The sequence below is a fragment of the Paenibacillus borealis genome, assembly GCF_000758665.1.
Lineage (GTDB): Bacteria > Bacillota > Bacilli > Paenibacillales > Paenibacillaceae > Paenibacillus_AQ > Paenibacillus_AQ borealis.
This window is the reverse complement of record NZ_CP009285.1, coordinates 8,076,288-8,100,236: the sequence shown is the minus strand read 5'-3', so window position 1 is coordinate 8,100,236 and position 23,949 is coordinate 8,076,288. Positions and strand designations below refer to the sequence as shown.

At 42.4% G+C, this 23,949-nt stretch carries 23 protein-coding genes; 20 read left to right on the top strand and 3 right to left on the bottom strand.

What is annotated here, in order from left to right:
* Positions 1-41 precede the first annotated feature (41 nt).
* The 5 genes from PBOR_RS34535 (at position 42) to PBOR_RS34515 (ending at position 4,957) form a co-directional block, all read left to right on the top strand.
* Positions 42-644, top strand: a complete 603-nt coding sequence (locus tag PBOR_RS34535) for a CYTH domain-containing protein (RefSeq protein WP_042218655.1) — start codon at positions 42-44, stop codon at positions 642-644.
* Positions 645-1,455: 811 nt separating this feature from the next.
* The gene (locus PBOR_RS34530) at positions 1,456-2,688 is read left to right on the top strand and encodes a nucleotidyltransferase domain-containing protein (RefSeq protein ID WP_042218653.1); all 1,233 of its coding nucleotides are present in this window, start codon (positions 1,456-1,458) and stop codon (positions 2,686-2,688) included.
* Between the two features lie 2 nt (positions 2,689-2,690).
* On the top strand, positions 2,691-3,356 hold the full coding sequence (locus tag PBOR_RS35950) for a hypothetical protein (RefSeq protein ID WP_052429776.1): 666 nt from the start codon (positions 2,691-2,693) through the stop codon (positions 3,354-3,356).
* Positions 3,353-4,330 (top strand): CBASS cGAMP-activated phospholipase, encoded by a 978-nt coding sequence (locus tag PBOR_RS34520; protein ID WP_042218651.1) that lies wholly within the window; start codon positions 3,353-3,355, stop codon positions 4,328-4,330. The genes PBOR_RS35950 and PBOR_RS34520 overlap by 4 nt, the downstream gene beginning before the upstream one ends.
* Positions 4,331-4,435: 105 nt before the next feature.
* Entirely contained in the window at positions 4,436-4,957 is a 522-nt protein-coding gene (locus tag PBOR_RS34515) for a hypothetical protein (protein WP_042218649.1), read from the top strand.
* 63 nt (positions 4,958-5,020) lie between these two features.
* Here PBOR_RS34515 and PBOR_RS35945 read toward each other — a convergent pair whose 3' ends face one another.
* Positions 5,021-6,757, bottom strand: a complete 1,737-nt coding sequence (locus PBOR_RS35945; protein ID WP_052429775.1) for a helix-turn-helix domain-containing protein — start codon at positions 6,755-6,757, stop codon at positions 5,021-5,023.
* 502 nt (positions 6,758-7,259) lie between these two features.
* On the opposite strand from PBOR_RS35945, the gene PBOR_RS34505 reads away from it, so the two are divergent.
* Positions 7,260-8,399, top strand: a complete 1,140-nt coding sequence (locus PBOR_RS34505) for a hypothetical protein (RefSeq protein ID WP_042218646.1) — start codon at positions 7,260-7,262, stop codon at positions 8,397-8,399.
* Between the two features lie 430 nt (positions 8,400-8,829).
* Here the strand turns inward: PBOR_RS34505 and PBOR_RS34500 are convergent, their stop codons facing one another.
* Positions 8,830-9,087 (bottom strand): helix-turn-helix domain-containing protein, encoded by a 258-nt coding sequence (locus PBOR_RS34500; RefSeq protein WP_081972309.1) that lies wholly within the window; start codon positions 9,085-9,087, stop codon positions 8,830-8,832.
* Between the two features lie 218 nt (positions 9,088-9,305).
* On the opposite strand from PBOR_RS34500, the gene PBOR_RS34495 reads away from it, so the two are divergent.
* From PBOR_RS34495 to PBOR_RS34450, 10 genes are all read left to right on the top strand, one after another.
* Positions 9,306-10,103, top strand: a complete 798-nt coding sequence (locus PBOR_RS34495; RefSeq protein WP_099052510.1) for a DNA-binding protein — start codon at positions 9,306-9,308, stop codon at positions 10,101-10,103.
* Positions 10,104-10,108: 5 nt separating this feature from the next.
* Positions 10,109-10,444, top strand: coding sequence for a helix-turn-helix domain-containing protein (locus tag PBOR_RS34490; protein ID WP_042218645.1), 336 nt, complete (start codon positions 10,109-10,111; stop codon positions 10,442-10,444).
* 198 nt (positions 10,445-10,642) lie between these two features.
* On the top strand, positions 10,643-12,886 hold the full coding sequence (locus tag PBOR_RS34485; protein ID WP_042218643.1) for a U32 family peptidase: 2,244 nt from the start codon (positions 10,643-10,645) through the stop codon (positions 12,884-12,886).
* 243 nt (positions 12,887-13,129) lie between these two features.
* On the top strand, positions 13,130-13,723 hold the full coding sequence (locus PBOR_RS34480; RefSeq protein ID WP_042218642.1) for a TetR/AcrR family transcriptional regulator: 594 nt from the start codon (positions 13,130-13,132) through the stop codon (positions 13,721-13,723).
* A 241-nt stretch (positions 13,724-13,964) separates the two neighbouring features.
* Entirely contained in the window at positions 13,965-14,816 is an 852-nt protein-coding gene (locus PBOR_RS34475) for an SDR family NAD(P)-dependent oxidoreductase (RefSeq protein ID WP_042218640.1), read from the top strand.
* A gap of 14 nt (positions 14,817-14,830) precedes the next feature.
* Positions 14,831-15,892 carry an FAD-dependent monooxygenase gene (locus tag PBOR_RS34470; protein ID WP_042218638.1) on the top strand — a complete coding sequence of 354 codons (1,062 nt, stop codon included), beginning with the start codon at positions 14,831-14,833 and terminating at the stop codon, positions 15,890-15,892.
* 16 nt (positions 15,893-15,908) lie between these two features.
* On the top strand, positions 15,909-16,232 hold the full coding sequence (locus PBOR_RS34465; RefSeq protein WP_042218635.1) for a putative quinol monooxygenase: 324 nt from the start codon (positions 15,909-15,911) through the stop codon (positions 16,230-16,232).
* A 30-nt stretch (positions 16,233-16,262) separates the two neighbouring features.
* Positions 16,263-16,595 carry a chaperone CsaA gene (gene csaA, locus PBOR_RS34460; RefSeq protein WP_042218633.1) on the top strand — a complete coding sequence of 111 codons (333 nt, stop codon included), beginning with the start codon at positions 16,263-16,265 and terminating at the stop codon, positions 16,593-16,595.
* A 432-nt stretch (positions 16,596-17,027) separates the two neighbouring features.
* Entirely contained in the window at positions 17,028-18,065 is a 1,038-nt protein-coding gene (locus PBOR_RS34455) for a sugar phosphate nucleotidyltransferase (RefSeq protein ID WP_042218631.1), read from the top strand.
* 117 nt (positions 18,066-18,182) lie between these two features.
* Positions 18,183-19,280: a glycosyltransferase family 8 protein gene (locus tag PBOR_RS34450; protein WP_042218629.1), complete on the top strand. Its 1,098-nt coding sequence runs from the start codon at positions 18,183-18,185 to the stop codon at positions 19,278-19,280.
* 397 nt (positions 19,281-19,677) lie between these two features.
* Here PBOR_RS34450 and PBOR_RS34445 read toward each other — a convergent pair whose 3' ends face one another.
* Positions 19,678-20,091, bottom strand: coding sequence for a MerR family transcriptional regulator (locus PBOR_RS34445; protein WP_042218626.1), 414 nt, complete (start codon positions 20,089-20,091; stop codon positions 19,678-19,680).
* Between the two features lie 139 nt (positions 20,092-20,230).
* On the opposite strand from PBOR_RS34445, the gene PBOR_RS34440 reads away from it, so the two are divergent.
* The 4 genes from PBOR_RS34440 (at position 20,231) to PBOR_RS34425 (ending at position 23,945) form a co-directional block, all read left to right on the top strand.
* On the top strand, positions 20,231-21,175 hold the full coding sequence (locus tag PBOR_RS34440) for an MBL fold metallo-hydrolase (protein ID WP_042218624.1): 945 nt from the start codon (positions 20,231-20,233) through the stop codon (positions 21,173-21,175).
* Between the two features lie 153 nt (positions 21,176-21,328).
* Positions 21,329-22,249, top strand: a complete 921-nt coding sequence (locus PBOR_RS34435; RefSeq protein ID WP_042218622.1) for a helix-turn-helix transcriptional regulator — start codon at positions 21,329-21,331, stop codon at positions 22,247-22,249.
* Between the two features lie 94 nt (positions 22,250-22,343).
* Complete coding sequence (locus tag PBOR_RS34430; RefSeq protein ID WP_042218620.1) at positions 22,344-23,237, top strand: DUF2785 domain-containing protein; 894 nt, start codon at positions 22,344-22,346, stop codon at positions 23,235-23,237.
* A gap of 39 nt (positions 23,238-23,276) precedes the next feature.
* A complete protein-coding gene (locus PBOR_RS34425) occupies positions 23,277-23,945 on the top strand; it encodes a type 1 glutamine amidotransferase family protein (RefSeq protein WP_042218618.1) in 669 nt (222 codons plus the stop codon).
* The last annotated feature ends 4 nt before the right edge of the window (positions 23,946-23,949 follow it).

Below are 23,949 nucleotides of genomic sequence, written 5' to 3'. Positions count from 1 at the left end.
ATTTTTAAAATCTGATCGTAATAAACTAAGGAGATGATATCGTGGCAACTGTAGAGAAGGAACTAAAACTTTTGCTAGAACAAGATTCTTACAAAAAAATACTCAATCGAGTAAATCAACAACCCGATGTAATACGACAGACTAATTATTATTTTGATACTTGTGATTTTAAACTAGAGAAGGCAGGTATTACATTACGAATACGAAATGAGGAAAAAAATTGGCTGCTATGTATGAAAACAAAATCTAAAACTGAAAGCCAGTTTGTTTCATCCACAGAAATTGAAAGATCTATCTCCGAGAGGGATTTTGAATACTATAAGGAAAACCCTTCTGAAATATTAGAGGGAATTACTGAAAACCCAGTAAATATAAGTAGTATTATTAATGCAGAAGAAATATCTCTTTTAGGTTCTATTCGAAATGAACGTAAGAAATTAAAGCTATTTAATGAATATACTATAGAGCTAGATCATTCTCTTTTTCCAGGTGGAAATGAATCATTTGAAATTGAAGTTGAAGGTGTTAATACTGAGAGAGAATGTGATTATATAATGAATGAACTCAGACAAATGGGAATTGAATTTAATCTGAACAAAAAAAGCAAATACAAGAGATTTGTTGAATTTATTAGTTCTAATTAAAAGAGTCCTAAGAAAATTTTTTTGGATTTATGTATTATTCTCAGACTATTTTATGCAGATTATCGTTAGCTATCGCACAGTCGGAGCAGTGTGTAAACATCAGGATTTTGTAAGTCATTCCAACTAACTGGATTAGTCAGGGATCATCTCCTCCACCATCTCAATGAGTTAAAAATGTTAGCAAATAAGATACTGCTACAAAATTGGAGATTAACAGGATAAGATACTTCAAAAACCTGAATTTCTTGACAAGAGCTCGTAGGAGCCTGTAATTACACCATTATTACGACTATATAATAGGGGATGCCCCACTTATAGTCGTAACGATATGTAACAGGCTTCTACAAGCTTTTTTTGATACAAATGATGATCTACATCCAAGGGTAAAAATGAAGGCATTAATCAATTCATGAGATTTAGTCTTCCGACTCGAAATGATACAATCCGTGTTCTTGATTTTAGGGGAACTTATGCTCCCATAATGCTTGTATATAAATCTAAGAATGAAGTATAATAGAAGAAATTAGCACTCTTTATTTTGAGTGCTAATTTCTTCAGGTGAGGTGATGCGTATTGAGAGAGAAATAAAAAGACAAACCTAAGTGGTGGTACACTTGGTTTGTCTTTAAGGGTTGGTGTTCTTCATTTCAGAATGAAATATGCTTGGAGTTTTTCTGAGCATGAAGAAGATATCAGTATGGAGAATTTCCATACCTCATATGTAAAGCTGTGGTGGCTATACCTATGTATACGTCATGAATGACGGATATCCTTCTTATTTTCAAAAAAATTATAGAGGGATGGGTTGCGTATGACAATAGAGATTGAGTCCAAAGTATCCTCTTTATTAGATGGTATTGCTTCTCGGTTAGACATTTCTCCTACAAAGTATAAGCAAGCTGTTGAAAGATATACTGCTGTTAGTAGTTGGATTGCTGAGGGGGATTTCGAGGGTGTTGAGGATATACATTTTTACCCCCAAGGTTCTTTTAGGCTTGGAACTGTCGTGAGACCGATTAAAAACGGACAGGACGCTGATTATGATATTGATTTAGTGAGCGAGTTTCAGATTTCCAAGGATAGCATGACTCCAGAAGATCTGAAGCAGATTGTTGGAACGAGAATTACGGAACATGAAAAGTACAGAAAGATGCTTGATGAAGAGGGAAGGCGCTGCTGGACTTTGCTTTATGCCGAAGAGGAGGGAGTGGGTTTCCATCTGGATGTTCTACCGGCAACTCCTGAAGAGGCCGCATTAAGAAACCATCTTATTGATCCGCGAATAGCCCAAAAGGCTATTGCTATTACCCATAAGAATAAGAATAGAACATATGACTGGTATTGCAGTAATCCAAGTGGGTATGCTGATTGGTTTGATGATATTAACAAACCAGCTTTAGATATAGTTAAATCCGTTCAGAAACGAAATCTCTTTGAAACTAATCGGGAAATATACGCCAGTATTGATGAAGTTCCCGAAGCACTTCTCAAGACTCCCCTACAACGAGCAATCCAAATCTTAAAGCGACATCGTGATGTCCGTTTTATAAATCACCCCATGGCTCTAGACAGACCTATCTCAATGATTATTACTACTTTGGCAGCCAAACTCTACAATGGTGAGCCTACTGTTTTATTAGCTCTTAGAAACATAGTAAATCAGTTTGATATGTTATCCGCCTTGCTATCTTCCGATTACAGCCTGAATAAATCCCTTCAAACACAATCATTAATTACCAGAAAAGACGATGGAACCTGGGTCATACCGAATCCTGTTAATCCAAACGAGAATTTTGCAGATCGTTGGCATGAAAATAATAATCAAAAGGCTCGAGCATTTTTCCAATGGGCCAGTTGGGTCAAGGAAGACATTGTTGAGATTATTGGGACCAATGATGTTGGAAAGATTGTAAAAGGGTATGAGACAACTTTTGGTGAGGTTTCTATAAATGCAGCTAGGACTCTAGGATTACCGACAAGTGCAGCTGTTATCTCCCCGCCATTAGTACAAATTTCGGCTCCTAATAAACCATGGGGTAACTAGCAGTGAATGGTCATATTGTGCAGGAGCATTTCAGAAAACTGCGGGAACGATACCCTAATGTTGTCCTTGATTTTGAGAAAGATAAACATTTCGTTCGAGGAGAACTGCGCTTCTGCGCACAATATCAAGATAATGAGATTATGGATGTGGCATATACGGTGGAGATTGAGCTAAATGCTAATTATCCTAATTCCGCTCCAAAAGCTCGTGAATTAAAGGGGGAGATTCCTAGAACATTCCATACATTTTCAGATGGAACATTATGTTTAGGTGCACCGTTGGCAATAAAAGAGAAATTTTCGGCAGATCCAACACTAGTTGGATTTGTCGAAAATCTTCTAGTTCCCTATCTATATACACATAAGCACTTATCTCAAAAGAGTGTGTTGCCTTACGGTGAACTTGAACATGGTGCTAAAGGAATAATGAAATACTATATGGAGTTATTTGAAGTTACTGAATCGATTTTAGTATTAAATTTCTTGTATTTATTGGCATATGAAAAAGTGAAGGGTCACTTACCTTGTCCATGTGGAGGAGGAGCAATAATTAGAAAATGTCATGCTCCTATTCTTAAAAAAATTCAAGGGTTCCAGACACCTAGGGAGTTTGAGTATGAATTGAATTATTGCTACAAGTATTATGAGACAGTGCGGGGGCGCAAATGAAAAGAATATTGACAATCGATGGCGGAGGAATCAAAGGTGTCTTCCCAGTTGCACTGCTAGCCGAAATAGAAGGGCAATTAGGTCAACCGATAGCTGATTTTTTTGATTTAATAGTAGGAACTTCAACAGGGGGGATTATAGCACTTGGGCTTGGACTTGGCTTTTCGGCTGAAGAAATCCTCAATTTTTACCAGAGCTATGGCCCGAGTATCTTTCAACCCAAAAAACAAGGATATTTGGCTAGGCTAGCCCGAAAGGTGACTACTGGTTATGCAGATATGTTGTTCGACACAAAATATGATGCAAAAGTCCTCAAAGGTGCATTGGATGAATTATTCGGAAATAGCGTTATTGGTGATAGTCGTGTGAGATTGGTTATCCCATCATTTAATATTCAAAAAGGCATTGTTCGAATTTACAAAACAAGACATCATCCTAGGTTTGAGTTAGATTGGAAGAAAAGCGCGGTAGAAGCAGCCCTGGCAACTGCTGCGGCTCCACTATACTTTCAAACTTTTAGAACGGAAAGCGGCGTACCGCTTGTGGATGGGGGAGTATTTGCTAACAACCCAATTGGACTTGCTACGGTTGAAGCTGTTGGAGTGTTAAAATGGAAGCCAGAAGAACTGCGAGTTTTGAGCTTGGGTTGTACTGAAGAGCCTTTTGATATTAATTTAGAAAAAGAAAACCTAGGGGTAGCTGATTGGAAAATGGGGCTTATTGAAGTCTTTATGCGCTCACAGTCATCAAGTTCCTATGGAATTGCTACCCTGTTAGCAGAAAACCATACGTATAATAACGTATATAGAATCAATCCGACTACACCTCCAAAGTTATATACTCTGGACGGAGTTGAAAGGATAGGCTTGTTAAGGTCGCTAGCCGATGAGACGGCAAGATACGAGATAGCTGAACTACGTAAGAGAGGGTTTCTTGATACAAAAGCAGAAATATTCACGCCTTACCCTTACTAAATTAGCTTTAGATAGTTTTCCTCGTTCAACAGGATAATTGTCAGTGCTAGAAGATTTGTTGTGGTGAGTGTTCCAGGTTAATTATTAATTGAAGGAGAGGATACAATGGCATTATACCTTGAGAATTTAGACCCAATTACAAGAGAGTACATGATAAAGGAAATTGATTATGACTTGCAAAAAGGTAAATTATATCTTAGTGGAAGGCTTACAGAAACAGGTAAGACAGTTTATCCAGAATTATTAAAGGAATATGCTCAAAACGGAGACGATGAGGATTTTGCTCGGAAGTTAAGAGAGTACATGGCTGCAAAAGAATTAGCAAAGAAGCCACGTGGAGTAGGATATATTGAAAAGGATGTCCCTCACACGGCGAATGAGACCCTGGCTGAAGGCGAGTTTAACACATACTATATTAGAGGTCTTTGTGCACGTGTGATTGAAGAAAAAGAAGGTCAATTAGAGATTTATCGTGCTAAAGAAGTTAACGATCCTAGGCCAGAATCACAAGCATTGCTGGGACAACCTGTAGATGCCGCGAAACTTCTATCAACTCTCAGAGACCCGGAAAGCAAGTTTAAGGCCATACCGAAGCCAAACTCAGGTTTGAGTGTGAGAAGAAAATAATTTGGTTTATGAAAAGGACACTGCGATTGAGTGTCCTTTTCATATGACTTGCCTGTGATAAATCTACTCAATCAATTCTAAATTCATTCGATCAGTGGTATGCCAGATAACGGGTATAGTCATATCCAAAATTTGAGCAATTTTTGTTCGATGTCGTCCATCTTGATAACCTTCCTCGGAAACATGAATAGGGGAAGCTTGGCGTGATCGGTAGGCTCCATATTCTTGAATCCAATAAACTAAACCCTCTGCCTGTTCCTCGCTATCTTCAGCAAAATTTTGTTTTATATATCGATACAGATCTGGGTACTCTTTTGCAAAATTGTGAGGCACCATCTTCCTTATTTCGTTATCCGATAATTTGGTTAGTAACCATTCCCGCGCCTTCCAGGTACGGGCAATATCTCTGCATTTTTTGCATCCGTTTAAATAGTCTGGAACGACATTATCAACAACAGAACAACTTCCAGTTTTATCATTTTGACAGCGATCATCACCCTTGCCCTTAATAAATGGCTTAGGAAGGTCCTGTGCCCTTATAATTCGCCGATAAGACCGCGACTCTTCACGATCTCTAATCTCAGCTAGTGGTAGTGAACCTGAAGACCATTCTGGACTTCCGTCCTTCCGAATGCGTATATGAGTATACTCCTCTTTCCCAAAATTCCAAATTCGTTCTAAAAACCTGATATTTGGATATTTAAACCCGCTTTTTCTCTTATCCTGTTCCAATATGCTAATTTGTTTATGCTCCAAAATTTGCTTTACGATAGCTGGAATGTAATACTCACAAGCATTTGTAACGCTAGTGCCGGATACGTTCTCAAGTACAACCGTAAACAGATCATCTGTTACCTCGTCCTGATCGTACAGTTCTACCCAACAAGTGGAAGGGGAATTGAAACCAAAAATAGTAAAGGGGAAATTATTCGTATTATACCAGGCACCATGTCTAATATCATACATGATCGAACGAAGCATGTGTTTTTTAAAACGAGTGACATACTCTTGTGGATCTAGTGATTTCCCATGTCCTAAGTAATGCTTTCCTTCTTCGCTTTGGCAGAACCATTTCCAAATGTCATTCATTAAAGAGATAAAGACCTCCAGTCGGAAATTCGAACTCCCGTAAGCCCCGTCAAAAGAACCGTATTTTCGAATTGCATCCGTCATCGACTCCACATCAAGAGGATGATAGGGAGATGGAGCGCCGATCAATTCACTCTCCGAGCAACCAAATGCCTTTGCAATCAGCGTAATTTCCTTTTCGTTTATTCGACGGCGTCCATCTTCTAGTCCTTCTAGTTGTCGAACGGGAATTCTTGTTTCGAGCGAAACCTCGTTTACTGTTTTACCAGTTTTCCTACGCATAGTCCCGAGGTCTAATACTTTAAAAGGCTGAGACTCCTCTAAGCCAAGTACACGACGAATTCCTTCCTGAAGTACTTGCGAAAAGTTTATTCCTTGTTCGTCAGCAGCATCAGCCAACCATTTGTCTATGGTAACATTTTTCCGGATCGACTTATGTTCTTTTGCATCCCGCAGAGTAGCTAAATAAACAGTGAAAGATACCAGGGATGAGCCCGGATATTGATCTAGCAACACTTTAACATCTGTTGCTGGTGGTATTTGTTCTCCATTTAATTCAAGTTCGAGCAATCTTTCTGATAAAGCTTGTTGAACAACTGGAGTTAGATCCCCCTCGTCAGGGAAGCTGATTTCACAGTTAGGAATGTCAGGAAAAATAACGGAATTCATTCTGACAATACCCCAGAACGTACAAATATTTTGCTTTTTCATAGAATCACTTTCCTTTTAGATATAATTTATTATTAATATTATAATGCGCATAAAAAGTGCGTGTCAATATTATTAAACGATAAAAAGCGCATAAATAATGCGCATTTAATTTAATGGGAAGTTTTCTTGGAAAGTTTGGGAGAGGTTTATGCACGGATTCTACAACTAGTCGCGGTGTACGTTAGAATGGTGAGGGTGGTGACGCACAGAGGGAACTAGTTGAGAAGTAATTAAATTAGGGTTATGCATTTAGAGTTTAGCTATCCATATTTCACTGAGATTCATAAACAAATGGTCAATTCACGAGTGTGATGCGAATTGGGAAGATAACAGGGCTGAAGTGACGGTTGCTTGAGTAATATTTTTCTTTATTTTCGAATCTTCAATCGACTTAGTGTATATTGTGAAAATTTCCACTACAAAAGTAAAGCATTGTAATTTATTGACGAAATTCGTTGATGAGGGGTACATTTAATATAAAAGTCTTAAGGAGCGACCCTACATGCTCTCACATTTAAACGAAAAACAAATTCAACGATTAATTACTCGTTATTATGAAGGCGAAAAGACTACATTGTTAATCAATGAATATGAAATTAATGCTAGACCTAATGAGCTATATAAATTATTTCCACCACAGCAAGAAAAGACAATTTGTTTTTATTGCCAAGTCCCACTTATAACTCTATGGAAATCTAGGTCTTCATATCTAAAAACAGCTTCAAAATGTCCGAATTGCGGACATCAAGATAACGTTGATTGCAATTGTAACAACTGTGTGAAAAGGAGATCGCTGACCAAACTTCAACAAGAGCAAGAAAAACGAGACAAGATAAATCAATACTATAAATTTGACCGACAGAAGCCTAAGTTACTTGGGGAAATATCTCTCCGCGATCAAGTATACTTAGCCGCGCTACTTCGTGTTGGAGTTGATGAAAATTTATCAATAATACTTCCTGTGGATTCTTATATGGATCAATTATCTCCAACACTGGATTTAACCAAAGAAATAGTGCGTAGCTTAGCAAATAAAAACATCATTTGTGTCCATCCGCAGTCACCCATTTCAGCATTTAAGGACGATTCTGATTTTCCTAACGTTTATTATGTTTATAAGGTTTATTATTACGTGAATGTTGATGCTGCAATTGAATCACTGATAAATCCTACCCCTTCATATTTCAAACAAGATCCCGAGTTTTGTTATGCAATCTGGAGGGAGATTTCGCTTGAAGAAATTAAGCAATATTTATTATATCGTCTAGAGAAAGTAGGGTTTCCTTTTACTATTGGAGAGAAGACAACGGCGGTGTTGGATGATTTGTTAAACCATTTCTCAACCGGACAAGTTCAAAGTTTGATTTATCGTGCTGTTGGGGATGCGACGCGTTATTACCAGGAAAACAAAATCACCAAACAACATGCTGCAAATATTGTCATTTCAAGTTTGCAAAGAATGGGTGAACGTTCGGTTACGTCTAACTGGACAATAAATTCATTCAAACGTAACTATGATTTACCCCAAACGGCGATATCACAGGTAACATTTGATCGCATATTAGGAATAGGGAGAGATGGTTTTGAATTATGTCCGAACATGGACCTTTTTCTAGAAACTCCAAGTGATTTAGAGGATTGATATACACTATGATTCATTTAGCAATAGATCCTTCCCTATACAATTCGAGCACCACGCAGTACTATATGAAGTTATTAAACCATAATTAGGTTACATGAAGCCCTTCCGGTATGTGGACAGGGCTTTGTTTTAAAGCCGTAAATTTGATTCATTTTGTGGTGAGCTTTTTTGGTGCAATTGAAAACTTGCCGCTTCAGTTAGCGCGGTGAACCTTATCACAAGTAGGGGGAAGTTTTTGAAGAAAAACCTGCAGGATCCTGTATCCACATCATCACTACAAGGGCAGGGTATGTCACACTCTGGCAGGAACGATGTGTATTTACCGTTAAAACAAGTAGGACGCCAATGTCTATGAAGCCTCTTTAATTCCCTTAATAACAATAAGAGCGGAACATAAGCTAACAGCTTTATGCCCCGCTCTTATTTACGTTCACTCGTTCTCTTGCACTTTCTCATACTCTATCTCAATCAGCTTGAAAAAATCAGATGGTTTGATTTTCAGTCCCTTACAGAGATCAAATATTTTCGTGACGGAGGGCTCATTTCTGCCAACCTCAATCATGGAAATATAGGATCGGTCGACATTGCATTCATGGGCCAGATCTTCTTGGCTTAGACCTTGTTTGATACGTATAGCTTTAACGGTTTTTCCGATTATCTGCTTAATGATGTTGGACGGATCGCTCAAGGAAAATAACCCCTTTTAAGTCCATTATCAATCTGATATAATGGTCGTGACAGATAAAGTATTCAACAAAAAGTAAAATATATACATATTTCGGGCCTCTTCTGCACTTCCCTGTAGTTTCTCTATGATTCAAAGTTGCTCAGCCCAAAACATGCCGCACAGATAATGTACCTTCATCTAATTAAAAATATTCTTACAGTCTAAAGGAGGCCCTACCCGTGCGCCCATCCTTTCTAAAATCACTCAACCTTGATGTTATTGTGGAGATGATAGAGATGGCTTGCCGCTTGGAGAAGTGGGACAAAGTCATTGAGACATCGGAGATTCTGTATGAATGTGTGCAGTACTTGTATCAGGAACAGCAGTATCGGAAGGCTAAATCTTCACCGATTTTGACAATTGGGCTAGAGCATCCACTGGTCTATTATTACGGATTCAGTTATCTGACTCGGGGGATGGCTTATCAAACAAAAGAGAACTATGAGGAAGCACGGGCATACATAGATAAGTATGCCGAGTTGGGATGGTTGGAGGATCTAGGTGAGGACGGGCTGGAAGTTGTAGAGGAATTCAGATTTCTGGCACAAGCAAACAGATATGCACTCGAGCTTCTGTCTGGCCGGGTGGGGGTTCTGAATTCTTATACTGCCTTTCTGCGAGAGAATCCAGAAGAAGTACTGCCCGGATTGGATGTGATTCTGCAGGCTGCGCTGCGGTATGGGCTGGATGTGGACGAGTTGCTGATAATGTTCGCGGAGCATACGGCTGAATTCTGCACATATGAGGATGAGGGCAATCTAGTACACTTTTATCGCTTCAGTTATCAATTGGCGCTGTACTATAAGAGGGCGGGAAGAATGGTGGAAGCACTGGAGCAGATACTGCAAGCAGTGAGGCTGGCCTATCGGTCGGGGAACGACAGTCATTCTACTAGAAGTCTGGCGCTCTTTGAATCGTTGCGCGATTGGGCAACGGTGGAGCAGGTGAACGAGGTTCAGGCGTTAATTAAGGGGTGAACACCGTGATGGATAAGGAAATACTGAAGCTCGTAGGAACCCGGATTCGTGCTCTTCGGAAAGAGCGGGGCTTGTCTCAGGAGGCGCTTGGGGAGAAAGGCGGATTTCATTTTTCATACATAGGGCAGATTGAGCGTGGTGAGAAGAACGTTTCTTTATTGAATTTACATAAGATAGCGGAATCGCTTGAAGTTAATTTAGTTCAGCTGTTTGCGTATCAGAATGAAGAGTTTATGGTTACCTCAGCTGAGAGCGATATTCAGGATATTGTAGGTATGCTTCGTGACGCTAATGATGAGAAGATACGCGTCGCGAAAAATGTACTTAAAGAATTATTATGAGATACGTCCCTCAGAGCAAATGAGGTCATTTAAAACAAACGCACAAGCCAGTGGCTTGTGCGTTTTGCTGCAGCTTAAGTATAGTTCTTATTTTATGATTAATGGAAATAGTCTGAAGTTTGAGGCGTAACAAAAAAATCTTTAAAAAAGAAATATCGCTTTAACTAGCGTACAATTTATGGGTCATAGGAGGAAAAAATGACTGAATTATTAGCTCCAGCAGGAAATATGGAAGCTTTAAAAGCTGCAATTTCTAATGGTTGTGATGCAATATACTTAGGAATGCAAAAGTTTGGTGCACGTGCATACTCATCTAATTTTGATTTAGAAACGTTAAAAGAGGCTGTTACGTATGCGCACCTGAGGAACGTTAAAATCTATGTTGCCATGAATACCATCGTTTTCGAAAACGAAGTTGAAGAGATGAAAGTGCAGGTACAGGAATTAAATGAAATCGGTGTGGATGGCATTATTGTCCAGGACCTGATTGCTTTCGATTATATCGTTAAAAACTTTGTTGATATGGAAGCACATTGTTCAACTCAAATGGGAATCGACGATTTAGACGGAACTTTATTATTTAAAGAACTTGGTGCTAAAAGAGTTGTTCTGTCCCGTGAGGTCAAGATTGAAAAAGTAAAAGAGATCAAAAGAATAGCTGAAATCCCTTTAGAAATTTTCGTTCACGGTGCTTTATGTGTATCTTATTCGGGAAATTGTCTAATGTCAGGATTGCTCGGCAATCGATGCGCAAATCGCGGAAGATGTGTGGGTTCATGCCGTAAGGAGTATGAACTAATCGATAAGACAACAGATACATCTTTAGGGAAAAGCTATATTCTATCTACTAAGGACTTAAACACCATCGATTATATCCATGATTTAAAAGAAATCGATTCTTTAAAAATAGAAGGCCGAATGAAGGCGCCTACGTATGTTGCTAATGTTGTATCCAAATATCGCAAGGCCTTAGATCATAAAATAACAGAAGAAGACAAAGAAAATCTGAAAAAAACATTCAATCGGACATTTACTAAAGGGTATTTGTTTCACGAAGACAGGAGAAATATTACAAACATCTTAAAACCTAATAACTTTGGTTATGAAATTGGAACAATCAGCAAGGTTATTAAAGACACGTATGAAATAACCCTTACACGTCCTTTAAATCAGAACGATACCATTCGAATCAGTCACAACAATGAAGATGTTAATCTAACGGTTGCCAAACTGTACGATAAAGATGGCGAATTAATCAACAAAGCAGAGGATGTCTGCTATATCAAAATCAAAGAAAAGATGTCTAAGGGAGATGTAGTATATAAAACGAAGGATTATTTCTATAACAAAGAATTAGAAGCATCACTGGAAAAAGAATTTAAGCGGTTTAACCTCGATATTAGAGTATATGCATGTCCAGATTCAAAGCTTGTCATAGATGCGGAAGGCTTAGGCTTTAATTATTCCTATGAAAGCGAGGAAATACTGGGCGAAGCCATTAATAATCCAACAACAAAAGACCAGGTAATCAAGCAATTCTCAAGATTAAATGATACGATATTCGAACTTAATCATGTCGAGTATGAGGAATGCAATGCATTTATTCCAGCTAAACTGTTGAATGCAGCAAGAAGAGATATTGTACTGGGCTTGTATGACTTAAAGCTTAACAGCCAGCAGAAAAGAACCAAGGCTTTGGAAGCAAGAGAAAAAATAAGCTTTGCCCCTGTAAAACCATACCTTACGGCCTCTGTAACGACTAAGGAACAGTACGATGCTTGCGTGAGCTGTGGAATTAAGGAAATCTATTTTGAAAACGTTGTGAGAAGAAATCAGAATGATTATAAGGAACAAGAAGGGCAGCTGCTAATCGGAGGATATGGCGGAATTTATCACTATAAAGAAACTAATCCGTTTGTTACGGACTATTCTCTAAATGTTATTAATGCCACTAGTTGCTATGAATTATATAAATTAGGTGCAAAACGAGTCACTTTATCTTATGAATTGAATAAGAGCCAAATTGAAGATTTAATGAATGCCTATGTTAAAGAAAATGATGGCTATCCTGCACTGGAAATGATTGTATATGGCAGGGCTCCCTTAATGTTTACAAAATATTGTCCGATGAAAAAAATGAATCAATGCAGAATTTGCAAAACGAAGAGCTATGAGTTAAAAGATGAGCACGGAACGTTCCCTATCATTTCCCATGATGATTGTACAACGACTCTCCTTAACGGGAAGACGCTTAATCTGTTGGATGAGCTACAAGATATCCAAGGAATTGAGGCGCTCAGATTAAACTTCACAGTTGAATCCAAAGAGCAGGTTGTGAAAGTCATTAATATGGCGTCAGGCAAATTAAATGGCTCAATGAATAATGCTGTCTTTAATCAGGAAACAGACACAAGAGGACATTTTAATAAAGAGATTGTGTAGGCAGCGAAAGGGATGGTTCTGGCGATATGATGGCGGGAGCGAATCCAACAGCGGCAGGCGGTCAGATTATGGCGTACATAAATGCCCGGACGGCAGACTCTGCGATTGGGGTATTCCGTGTACAGAATTTATGCTTCTGGTTTTAGTGGTAAAGCAGAAAGAGGGAGGTTGAAGCCCATCTCACAGTTCAGGCATACAACCTTCGTCATGGACATACGAGTATAGCACTGCTATAATAGACGTATGAACACATATGACAAAATATTGGCGGCTGCTCTTAAGGTACTTGAGGAGGAGGGCGGAGCCCAATTTTCGACGCGGGCCGTAACTGCGATCGCGCAGGTTACGGCTCCTACACTCTACCACCATTTCGGCAGTGCCGATGGACTCCTGAGTGCAGCTATAGTGGAAGCGTTCAAACAGTTGTTTGAAAGCAAGATTGCCGCAGTAGAGTCGACCATTCCAGAGACGGCTCTTCGCCAAGGATGGGATGACTATGTCCGCTTCGCGGCTGCCCGTCCCCGGATTTATGCGGCGATGATGGGGCGGTTGCTCGAGGGCGCTCATATCGAGGCGGCAGAACATTCGCATCAAGCACTAGTGCAAAATGTTCAGAGAGTCGCCGCCGAAGGCAAACTGGCTGTGTCCGCTCAAGCAGCCGCAGATCTGGTCTGGGCTTCCGCCAATACGGCCGCTTGGCTGTATGTGACGGCCCAGTTTCGTAAGTCACCCCCGCCCCAACCCGACGTTGTTGATCTTATCCGGGAAAGCGTAATGCAGATCATTTTGACAGAGCCTGGAGAGTTCAGGCAAAGCCCTAATTTAGAAGACGTATAAAAAAGATCGCCTATCCAACCTGGACCTCCAGGAGGATGGCGATTTTTTTATGTTTTGCCAGGGTACTTCGTGTGCGCCGAGTGCATCACGCAACGCCCGCCAAACCAATGTCCAGGCCGCAGGATAACACTTCGAAAAAATGTATAGCACCGCTATAGACAACTTCGTATAGCGGCGCTATAATGTTTGTATAGCGGTGCTATACAGCGAACCATATCTTATCAAACTCAGGAGGGGTACGATGTCACTTCATACTCAAGAACTGGTCGTCGTCACAGGTACGTCCAGCGGCATCGGCAGGGCTACCGCAGAGAAGCTCGCCGCTGAAGGATTTCACGTATTGGCGGGTGTTCGCCGTCAGGAAGACGCTGACCAAATCAAACGCAACAATATCGAGCCGGTGATCGTCGATGTTACCCATACCGGCACACTTAAGGCGCTGGCCGAACGGGTGGAGCAAGATCCGCTTGGCCGCCCTTTGCGGGCAGTGGTTAACAATGCCGGCATCGCTGTTAATGCGCCTCTCGAAATGGTTCCGCTTGATGAATTGCGCCGTCAGATTGAAGTCAGCGTGATCGGACAGGTCGCGGTTATTCAGGCGCTCACCCCGGCCTTATTGAACAGCGGCGGACGCGTGGTCAATATCGGCTCCGTTGGCGGCAAGGTCTCCATGCCTGGATTCGGAATATACTCAGCTGCGAAGTATGCGATGGAAGCGATTAATGACAGCCTTCGCAGGGAGATGTCCTCGTTTGGAATCAAGGTTATCATGATCACTCCGGGTGGTGTCAGCACTGGCCTGTCGGAGCAAGGAATTACAACAGCGGAGCGGCTGGCCAGGTTGATGACCCCGGACCAGCACCGGCGCCATGATCGTCTGTTTGACGCCGTGAAGGCTCAGGCTGAAGCGTGGGCAAAGGACGGTATCCGCCCTGAGAAGGTGGCAGCAGTGATTTCACGCGCAATCCACGCAAGAAAACCACACACCCGCTATACGGCTGGTCGTGATTCGGCACTGCTGACCCGGCTGGTCCGTATTCTCCCGGACAAAGTCCTCGACCGGATGCTCCGCAGCCAGATGAAACTGCAGTAACGGGGGAATGAAATATGCCACAAAACAAGTTAGAACATGCCATTATTGTAGGCGGATCTTTAGGCGGTCTAATGATGGGGCTTGCGTTATCTCGTTCTGGTTACACAGTTACCATTCTAGAACGTGCAGATTCATCATTAAGAAATGGTGCTTTTATTCGTTTACAAACAAAGCCTTATAGCAATAGTAAAATTGAACAAGAATTAAGACAATTGGCATCCAATGGTAACAACAATGTTGAAGCCTGGTCAGCCATTCAAGAACGTTTGCGCAATGCGGTTGCTAAAGAATCCGGTATTACCCTACAGCACAATACACGAATTGTTAGTGTTGGGCAAAATGAATCATCTGCTTGGGCTACCAGTGAAGAGGGGCAGACGTTCAAAGGTGACTTTTTGATTGGCGCAGATGGATATCGCAGTATTGTCCGCCGCTATCTGAACCCCGATAGACCATTTGCAGATTATACTGGCTATCTGGTTTGGGTAGGGAAGGTGGACGAAGAACTGCTGCCAAAGAAAGACTGGAAAAAACGGCAGCTTTCGAGTGCTTATTTCAACAATAGTGCTGCCGGTACATTGACAACTGCGGTGATGCCAGGAATAGAAGGGGGAACCAATCCTGGCCAGCGATGGATTGGCTTCTGCTGGTTTGATAATTCGCATAATCAATTGCTGTCTGAATTAGGTGTATTAAAGGGCGGGATTGCCCAGCATTCCTTATACGGTGAAGCTATTCCGGATTCGCTGCTGGAGGAACTGTCACAAACCAGCCAAGCAAACTGGAATAAGGAAGATGATGCAATTTTGCAAATCGCGATTAAGGACCGCAGTTTAATCGGGGCACCTGTTAATGAATACATCCCTAATATATTGTCAAAAGGAAGAATAGCCATGATCGGCGATGCAGCTCATACCATGTCACCAATGACCGGCGCAGGCTTTAATGACTCACTTAATGATACGGTTGCCATTATGGACTCCATTACACAGTATCCGCATTCGATAACAAAAGCTTTGGGTGAATACCAAACCCTTCGTTTAGATGTGGTTCGTCAAGATAAGAAGTCTTTATAAATTAGGAGGAATTAGCATGAACGATACAAAGGACCCTTACGTTACTGTACTCTGGGAGGCGAGAGCTAAGGCAGGGAGAGAAGCCGAGATGAAGGCATTCATGACTGCTGCTGTCACCCCGTCGCGCAATGACCCCGGCAACATTGACTACGAGGCTCACGAGGTGGAAGGCCAGCCTGGCACCTTCATCATCTACGAGCGCTGGGTGAACCGGGGTGCCCTCGACCGGCACCTGAGCGCCCCCCGGATGCAGGAACTGGTGCCCCAGCTCTTAGAACTGATGGAGGGATCCATTGAGGAAGGGATTCGGCTCCTGCAGCCATTCCGTCCAGCGCAGTAAAACAAAAAATTTAGTAGAGGAGGCAAAACGTTGGCAACGATAGATGATTTTGCAGCACTGGATATTCGTGTCGGAACGATTAAGGAAACGGAGTTTTTTGAAGAAGCAAAGATCCCTGCGATAAAGCTTAAGATTGATTTTGGACCGGAGATCGGGATGAAATCCTCAAGTGCACAAATAACTAAGCGTTACAAGGTTGAGGAAATTGTAGGGAAGCAAATTATAGGAATCATCAATTTCCCTCCCCGGCGCATTGCGGGATTCAAATCGGAAGTATTAGTGTTGGGAGGAGTCCCGGAAAAAGGAGATGTTATTCTTTTAAAGCCGGATACTGATCTACCTAATGGTACTCCTATTGCGTAAAAATAAGGATCTACGGCGATGCTTTTGTAAGTCTCCAGTTATAGCTGGAGACTTTTTGGTATATACGACTCCGCCGCACGCTCACTGGAAGAAGCACTAGGAATAGCCGAGCGCGGCGGAGTTGATCCTCTTCCTGCCGGAGGCGCAAAATACACAATTCCCAGCTCCGCTTGCCAGCCTGTTTGGTTGTGGTACTCTAAAGCCAATACGTTCAAAGTAGAGGCGGCCCCAGTGCCGCCATTTTTACAGGATACTTAAAAGGAAAAAGCTGCTAGTAGATATGCATTTACATATGACTTCCGGATCATAATTTAATAGGTTATTGCTGCTTAATATATACCCAAGCTCTCTCATAGCTTGTGCATAAAATATATAGAGCTCATTTGCATCAAATCTCGCAGTTTGCAAAGTTAATGAGTAGGGGGGACGTTCATGAAAGGACTAATCTTGTGTGCCGGCCGGGGGACGAGACTGCAGCCTTCGACTTATACCAAACCAAAGTGCATGCTGCCTGTTAACGGGGAGTTTATTCTTGTCTCAATCATTAACGAACTTGTTGCGGCCGGAATTACCGATATTGGAATCGTAGTGAACCATTCGCAAGGAGAGATCCGGGAAATGATCGGGGATGGGGGGCAGTGGAACGCCTCTTTAACCTTTCTACTGCAAAAAGAAGCTAAGGGACTGGCGGATGCAGTCAAAAGCGCGCAGTCTTTTGTGGCGGATTCCCCTTTTTTATTGATGCTGGGCGATAATTTGTATGAGGGTGATTTAGAGCCATTGATTCGATCACTGGACGCAGATAAATCTGCGGCTTCAATACTGCTTCAGCGGGTCGAGGACCCCCGTCAATTTGGTGTTGCCGTGATCAAAGATGGGCAAATTGTCAGTCTGGAAGAGAAACCCCGCTATCCCAAATCCAATTTGGCTATTGTCGGTGTGTATGCTTTGACTGCAGCCATCTGGCCGGCAATTGAGAGAATTACACCTTCTCCACGGGGAGAATACGAGCTAACGGATGCGATTCAAATGTTGGTTTCGGAAGGCGGGCATGTTGCGTACAGCGTAACGACCGCACCATTTTTTGATATCGGGACCCATGAGCGCTGGCTTGAAGCGAACCGCTACAAGATGGATCAAGATCCCAAGAACTTTGTGGTGCCTTCCGGCATTAATTTCGTTCAGTGGATACCTCCGGTTAGGGTTGATCCGACCGCCCGCGTAACGAACAGCGTAATTGGACCTCATGTGTATATTGGTCCGGATAGCGTCGTCGAAGATTGTATTCTGACCAATAGCATTTTGACGGATCGGGTGCGATTGTCCCATGTTCATGCGGAGGGAAGTGTTTTTGGATCACATGTTCATCTAGCTGAACAAGAAATTCAAGAGCAGCCGGCCCGTCATATCCTGGGAGATCGCGCAACGGTTACAAGATACAATCCTGACTTGCCGAATATTTCAAAATAAATCGGCTGCTTACTGGGGAAGGGTCCAATCCAGTCACTGGGGTAAACATACACTTAAAGTAGTCAAATGCATACGACTATGCAGAAGTATACTTTTAAGGGTAGGTGGTCCTTGAGAATGATTGAGCTGGTTTTGACGATCAACGATAAAGACGGAAGCTATACGGCGCATGCGGGTGTTGTTCTTGCATCGATTTTTTTCAATACCCAGCAAACGATCAATGTGCACATTGTGCATGACGATTCCTTAAGTGAAGAGAACAAGTTAAAGCTCACCCAGTTGGTGGCTGTATTTCATCACAACATCTTTTTTTATCATGTTACACTTCCTGGGGATATGATTGAAGTTGCAGCCGGCGTTCATAAAATTGAATATTGGACTATGGCCAGTATGTACCGTTTGCTGCTTCCGAATTTTATTCAGGCTGACAGGGTAATTTATCTGGACTGCGACATTTTGGTCAATATGGATATTAACGAATTGTGGAGCATCGACCTGGGAGAACACTATTTGGGCGCAGTGCTGGACCAGGGCGAAAACTTGCTTGAGTACTTTACCTCACTTGGGCTAAGTGCGGAGCTGTATTTTAACTCAGGGGTCATTCTGTTTCAACTGAACAATATCCGCAATAAACAGAATTGGTATGGAGAAATGCTAGATTTCTTGCGTAATTTTCCAATGATGACCATGCCGGATCAGGATGTTCTGAATGCCGTTTATAGCTCTAACTATTTGCAAATGGATCAGCGCTTTAATACGTTCGCTCATAGCGAACTCGATGTAGATAATAAAATTGTTCATTTCGCCGGAGACAGCAAATGGTGGGAGACAGACTCACCCGCAGCACCGCTATACAATAAATTCCTTGCCATGACTCCCTGGGCCAGAGAATTTACACCAGCGCCAGTTTCTGAGCAGGAGCAGGCCAACCCGGCCCCGGAGAATATTCCCGTAAAGCGGCATAGACGGAAACGCCGCAGATCGTTACGGTTACGGATAATACGCAGACTGAGAAAGAAAAGAATGATCCGCGCCAAATATCGTCTTATAAAGCGGATAAAACTGATAAAACTGATCAAGCGTCTACATGTAAAGAAGAAAAAAGCACTGCAATTGAGAAAGAAGAAACTGCAGCTGGTCAGAAAAAAGAGCAAACACGTGATGAAAAAGGTACCTCCGAAAAAAAGCACATACCCTTTGAAGCGTACCTCATAAGGGTCTGTGAGAGCGATCCGCAGACGATCTACCGGGATATCGAAAAAATAAGCGAAGCCGGCATACCGATTGCCTCTCGTCCAGCGGAAAGTGCGGAGAATGCTATATTATGGACAGCTATAATATTATTTTTTCAGAAAAATACCATCTTCTGCTTGCCAGAGGCCGCTGCATTTCCTGCAGCGGCCTCATTAACTTTCAGCAAATACGGCTGTTCGTGCGAACCTGGCAGCGCTGATTTACGAAAGCATGGCTTATGAGCATGCCATAGCAGTACTGGCAAGCGGAAACCTGCGGTTAAGAATAGCAATAACAAAAGTATGAAAACGGCCTTTAACGCTGAGTTTGAGCGATTGTTGTCTCTGTACTTCAGGGATGAAGGCTATACACGCCGCTATTATCTAGTATTTACTATGTCTTCTTTCGTAAGTTCCTGGTATAGGGTAAGTTTCTCTTCGGCGAGAGAAATCATGTAATCAATTTCTTGCCGCCTGGATTCCAGTCCCATCAGATGCTTCTCAAGGATTTCAATCCGCGCTTTTAAGGTAGGATTATAATTAGAGGGATTCTCCCCTTGTTGAATTTTATCCATTACACAGCCCTCACGAGTAAATTCCGTAATCTCCTCAAGCGATAAGCCTAATTTTTTTAATTTATTTAGACATTGAATGTAGGAAACCTCGCTTTCTTTGTAGACACGTGCCCCTCCATTACTACGCTTGGGTTCATGTAGTACCCCGATTTTTTCATAATAACGAATCGTATAAGGAGTTAATCCCGTTTTTTCTGACACTTGACTTATCGTAAGCATCCGATTTCTGTCCCTCCTTTTTAATGCTGGTATTGAAAAATATTATACCCTGAAAAATCTCTTGACTTCCAGTTGACTCTAACTTGTAAGTTAACTTTACTAATTAAAATACAGGAACAAACACTAAAGGGGTGTAACAATGAACAACGAATATTTCACGATTCAACAAGCATCGGAAGGTATCTGGGGTGCTATTTCGGTTCCAGGCAGCGGTTCTCTTGGGAATGCAGCAATTATTGATCTTGGGGATTTAACCGTTGTAGTGGATACAACCAACCTGCCGCATTCTGGTGCTTTGTTACGTCATACTGCTGAACAATTAACCAACAAACCGGTCAAATATGTAGTGAATACACATTTTCATGGAGATCATGTCAACGGCAATCAGGAATTTATGAAAAGCGAATTTATATCTACCGTTTGGACAAGAGATTTGCTGTCTGATATGGGTGAAGTGAATATTGATCTCATGCAGCAAAACATTCAAAAGTTAATAACTAGCCTAAATCATGTACGTTCACAGCAAAGAGATCCCCACATGCTAACTGAAATCGACTATGATCTTTCCGTACAGCGAGCCCTGTATGATACCATCCCTTCCCTTTGCAGGGTGATCCCCACGATAACTTTTGAAGATAAACTCGTTATTCAAGGAACAAAGCGAACAATTGAAGTTTTATCTTACGGAGGCGGTCATTCTTTAAGTGATGCTGTTGTGTACGTTCCAGAAGAGCAAACTTTGATTGCTGGTGATTTAATATCGACTAAGACCATTCCGGTCATACCCTACGGTAATCCATACGCTTGGGTACGCATCCTTAAACGGATTCAAAAAGACCTCAAGGTTGATACTGTCGTTCCGGGACACGGGGATATATCTAATTCAGATGGAATCACGGATGTCACACGCTTTTTGGAGAAAACGATCACTTATGTTTCTGGAGCTGTAAAAAGCGGGAAATCAGAGTCTTACTGGCTGGAACAAGGGGTATTAAAAGGCTATGAGGATTGGCATCTGCCCCAGTATTTCAGCTGGAACTTTCGCTGGCTCTTTAACAGTATGCTTGTTCAAAACAACAGATGAGACAACATGCAAGACTGTTTGCAAAATAAATATAGAAAAGTGGATAAAGACACCGTAGAGGCGTATGAAGGAGAAAGTGACTACTCAGACGAATATGTCTGACAATGAATTCCACCCAGAGGAGGAGACGTTACTTTAGCGTCACAAATAATCATGCGAGTCGACCGATTGCTCTCCATGCTGCTGATCATCTCCGGTAAAGGCACAGTAACGGGCAAGGAGCTTGCCGAGCATTTCGAGGTATCCTTACGGACGATCTATCGGGATATCGAAAAAATAGGAGAAGCCGGCATACCGGTTGCAGCGTCCAGCGGCAAAGGCGGAGGATACTATATTATGGACAGCTATAATATAAGCGGCCTCTTTTTAAACCAGGATGAAGCTCATACGTTTGTAGCTGTAATGAAGAATTTACACGGCTTGTTTGGCAGGAACGAAGCTTTTAATGACATCATGCTAAAGGTTGAACATACCTATAAGCAGGAGCAAGGTAAGCACAAACTGACTCTGGATATGTCCCATTTCAGCATGGAGCAGGAAATTAAAGAGTACATAGGGATCATAAGCAAGGCCATCACGGATAACAGAGTGCTGGTGTTTGACTATATCAACCGGGATATGGAATACCTGGAGCGAACGGTGGAGCCAAGCTGGATTGACTTTCGCCACGGCCATTGGTATGTGATAGGCTTTTGCCGGGTCAGAGAGGACTACCGCAGATTCAAGCTCGTGCGGATCAAGCAACTGAAGCAGGGACCGCCTTTTGCCCGAAGAGAGCTGCCCGATGACCGGATCGCCGAGGTCATTGAGCACAGTTATTCGCAGCGGGACATACAGGTTGTGCTCAGATTCACTTCGCGAATTGGCGAACGGCTTACCGAGTATTTTCAGAAAGAGAAGATAAGCCGGGGTGAAGATGGCTTCTATCTCGTTAGGGATACATTTCCTTATGAGGAGGGCCTGCTGAAATTCATTCTAAGCTTCGGCAAGGAGTGCGAGCTGCTGGAGCCTCGTGAATTACGGGCGGAGCTGCAGCAATATATGCAAAATATGCTTCTATCCTACAATGACTGACGCCCTGGTGTCAGTCATTGTGTTTTATAGTGGGGATATCGACGGGAGGAATGAATAACGCCCGCTATAACTAGGCTAGGAGTGAAGCGACTAAATGAAAGCCGGCATTGTGCACGATGATTGCAATGAATGGGGTACGGAGGACACACGAACAGAACTGATACGGAAGCTGGAAAGATTGGAGGAGGAACGCTATATCCTGCGTGAGGGAGAAAGGTTACAAGACTTTACCTGTCTGATGCTGCGGCATATCGGCGACCCGGAGCCGGAGCTTCGTGAGCATATCTATTCCACTTTTCACATATGGCTGAAGCGCGATAATAAGTTCTCCTGTGAGGAAATGCGGCAACTTTTGGCTGTCCTGATGGATGACCGGCATTTGTTCTATCGGATTGGAAGCGAGGGCGATCACAGCGTACTCACCAGGGCGTTTGCGGTTCTGCCTATCGCTCTTATTGTACAGCGGCACAGGGATAATTCATTCTTGACTCCAAATGAGTTCCAGCATCTAAAGCATTCGCTGCTTCGCTACTACCGGAAGGAGAAGGACCTGCGCGGTTATCTGGCAGTTGAAGGCTGGGCTCATGCCGCGGCTCACGGGGCAGATGCCCTCGAGGAGCTGATCCGCTGTCCGGAAAGCGATAATGTGTTGCGGCACGAGGTACTGGGGGCGATTACAAGGATGCTGCATAACGGTGCCCGGATTTTTGACGAGGAGGAAGACGAGCGCATGGCCAGCATTGTGGACACGATGATTAGCGAAGCACTGCTTCCGCAGCAGGAGATTGCCGACTGGATTCATAGCTTGTCGAAGTGTACGGAATGGCCGGATACGCGCGCGCAGAGAATCGCCAGAGTAAACGGGAAAAATTTCGTGCGCAGCCTGTATTTCAGAACAAGGGTCCGGAATGACGGAAATAATCTTATTCTTAACGGCGCCATGCTGACGGCTGAAGCTAAATTAAACCGCTTTAATGAGGCTAATTAAGAAGTGCGCTAGAAATAATACATATGGAGGTAATTAAGTTTGAGTACTCACTACTATTTCAGTTGGTTTAACAAATTTTTTCCAGAGAAGCTGGTCCATTGTTTGCAGGAGGATATCCAAGACAGACAATCGCTTGTTATGATTAGCGCTGACCCGTCTGTTTACACAGATGAGCAAATTAACTTGGATGATATTTCTGAATGGACATGGCTGAATCAGGCTAATATTATTTTTGAGGAATATCATTTCATTGATTACCGCATGCAGAAGGAAGATGCCCGGCGCTTCATTCAGAACGCTTCTGTCATTTTTTTATGCGGCGGGTATCCTGTTTTGCAGAAGGATTTCTTGGCGGCTTATGAATTAGCGGATGTTATTAAGAACAGCAATGCCGTTATACTGGGTGCCAGCGCAGGTGCGCTAAACATGTCTGCTCAATGGTTAAGCTTGAATGACACGGGCCATGAAGTTGAAACAAGTACTATTTATGATGGTATTGGCTTTGATGATTTTGCCTATGAATCTCATTCTAAACGGGGCTACGCCACGTTTGTTCAAGGCTACCTGTTCCCCTTGTCTGAAGAGATTGATGTTTATGCGGCAGAACAGGAGAGCGCTATACGAGTAAAGGACGGCAAAATTGAAACAATGGGTCCTTTATATTTAATTTCCCGCTCAAAGATTCGGAAGTTGGTTGAGACGCTCTAATTAA

Excerpts from the sequence above, each read along its gene's own strand:
- PBOR_RS34530 (WP_042218653.1), top strand. The coding sequence starts at position 1,456 with ATGACAATAGAGATTGAGTCCAAAGTATCCTCTTTATTAGATGGTATT.
- PBOR_RS34520 (WP_042218651.1), top strand. The coding sequence starts at position 3,353 with ATGAAAAGAATATTGACAATCGATGGCGGAGGAATCAAAGGTGTCTTC.
- PBOR_RS34515 (WP_042218649.1), top strand. The coding sequence starts at position 4,436 with ATGGCATTATACCTTGAGAATTTAGACCCAATTACAAGAGAGTACATG.
- PBOR_RS35945 (WP_052429775.1), bottom strand. The coding sequence starts at position 6,757 with ATGAAAAAGCAAAATATTTGTACGTTCTGGGGTATTGTCAGAATGAAT.
- PBOR_RS34505 (WP_042218646.1), top strand. The coding sequence starts at position 7,260 with ATGCTCTCACATTTAAACGAAAAACAAATTCAACGATTAATTACTCGT.
- PBOR_RS34485 (WP_042218643.1), top strand. The coding sequence starts at position 10,643 with ATGACTGAATTATTAGCTCCAGCAGGAAATATGGAAGCTTTAAAAGCT.
- PBOR_RS34480 (WP_042218642.1), top strand. The coding sequence starts at position 13,130 with ATGAACACATATGACAAAATATTGGCGGCTGCTCTTAAGGTACTTGAG.
- PBOR_RS34475 (WP_042218640.1), top strand. The coding sequence starts at position 13,965 with ATGTCACTTCATACTCAAGAACTGGTCGTCGTCACAGGTACGTCCAGC.
- PBOR_RS34470 (WP_042218638.1), top strand. The coding sequence starts at position 14,831 with ATGCCACAAAACAAGTTAGAACATGCCATTATTGTAGGCGGATCTTTA.
- PBOR_RS34465 (WP_042218635.1), top strand. The coding sequence starts at position 15,909 with ATGAACGATACAAAGGACCCTTACGTTACTGTACTCTGGGAGGCGAGA.
- PBOR_RS34455 (WP_042218631.1), top strand. The coding sequence starts at position 17,028 with ATGAAAGGACTAATCTTGTGTGCCGGCCGGGGGACGAGACTGCAGCCT.
- PBOR_RS34450 (WP_042218629.1), top strand. The coding sequence starts at position 18,183 with ATGATTGAGCTGGTTTTGACGATCAACGATAAAGACGGAAGCTATACG.
- PBOR_RS34445 (WP_042218626.1), bottom strand. The coding sequence starts at position 20,091 with ATGCTTACGATAAGTCAAGTGTCAGAAAAAACGGGATTAACTCCTTAT.
- PBOR_RS34440 (WP_042218624.1), top strand. The coding sequence starts at position 20,231 with ATGAACAACGAATATTTCACGATTCAACAAGCATCGGAAGGTATCTGG.
- PBOR_RS34435 (WP_042218622.1), top strand. The coding sequence starts at position 21,329 with ATGCGAGTCGACCGATTGCTCTCCATGCTGCTGATCATCTCCGGTAAA.
- PBOR_RS34430 (WP_042218620.1), top strand. The coding sequence starts at position 22,344 with ATGAAAGCCGGCATTGTGCACGATGATTGCAATGAATGGGGTACGGAG.